Source organism: Micromonospora sp. RV43 (assembly GCF_001029515.1).
Taxonomy (GTDB): Bacteria; Actinomycetota; Actinomycetes; order Mycobacteriales; family Micromonosporaceae; genus Micromonospora; species Micromonospora aurantiaca.
This window is the reverse complement of record NZ_LEKG01000369.1, coordinates 1-1150: the sequence shown is the minus strand read 5'-3', so window position 1 is coordinate 1150 and position 1150 is coordinate 1. Positions and strand designations below refer to the sequence as shown.

Annotated in this window: 2 protein-coding genes; both read right to left on the bottom strand. The window is 72.9% G+C overall.

The genetic code is table 11. The annotated features are described in order from the left end of the window. Window positions 1–306, bottom strand: a 306-nt coding sequence (locus ABD52_RS37260; protein WP_047894877.1) for an antibiotic biosynthesis monooxygenase, incomplete at its 3' end; no start/stop codon positions are given. A gap of 25 nt (window positions 307–331) precedes the next feature. After that, window positions 332–1129, bottom strand: coding sequence for an exodeoxyribonuclease III (locus ABD52_RS37255; protein WP_013474800.1), 798 nt, complete (start codon window positions 1127–1129; stop codon window positions 332–334). Window positions 1130–1150: the final 21 nt, after the last annotated feature.

The window sequence follows — 1150 nt, the reverse complement described above, 5'->3', positions numbered from 1 at the left end:
GGCGGGGACCTGCTGGACGACCTCGAACTCCAGCAGGGTGGCGCCGGTGGCGACGGGCTTGCGGGGTTCGCCGCCCTCGGCGTGCGCGGCCCGCGACGGGCCCTGCGCCCACGCCTGGTACGCCTCCTCGGTCTCCCAGCGCGTGTACACGAAGTAGCGGGTGTCCCCGGCGACCGGGCGCAGCAGCTCGAAGCCGAGGAAACCGGGGGAGTTCTCCACCGCGCCGGCCCGGGCCGCGAACCGCTTCTCCAGCTCCTCGCCGGCGCCGGACGGGACGTCGATCGCGTTGATCTTCACGACAGCCATGTGTCCACCCTAACGAGCGCTGCCCTCAGAACGTCTCGACGGCCGGTGTCAGGTCCGCGTCGACCACGATCGGGGCGTGGTCGGAGGGGCCCTTGCCCTTGCGGGCCTCCCGGTCCACGTACGCGGAGCGGACCGCGCGGGCGAACGAGGCGCTCGCGTACACCAGGTCGATCCGCATGCCCTTGTTCTGGTGGAACATCCCGGCCCGGTAGTCCCAGTACGTGAACGGGTGCGGCCCCTTCATCGGCGTCGGCACCACGTCCTCCAGTCCCAGGTCACGCAACGCGGCCAGCGCGGCCCGCTCGGCCGGGGTGACGTGGGTGGAGGTGACGAACAGCGCGGGATCCCAGACGTCGGCGTCGGTGGGCGCCACGTTGAAGTCACCGCAGACGGCCACCGGCAGCGCGCCGGCCACCTCCGATTCGAGGGCGTCGCGCAGCGCCGCGAACCAGGCCAGCTTGTACGCGTAGTGCGGGTCGTCCGGCGCGCGGCCGTTCGGCACGTACACCGACCAGACCCGCAGCTCGTCGCAGGTGGCCGAGATGGCGCGGGCCTCGGGCTCGGGGAACCCGGGTTCGCCCGGGAAGCCGACAGTCACGTCGGCCAGCCCGACCCGGGACAGCACGGCGACGCCGTTCCACCGCCCGTCGCTGTGGCTGGCCACCTCGTAGCCCAGCTCGCCCACCTCGGCGACCGGGAACGCCCCGTCGGGGCACTTGGTCTCCTGCAGGCACACGACGTCGGGCTTCGTGGTGGCCAGCCAGTCGAGCAGCCGGGGCAGGCGGGCCTTCACCGAGTTGACGTTCCAGGTCGCCAGGCGCATGCCCCCAGCCTGCCGCATCCC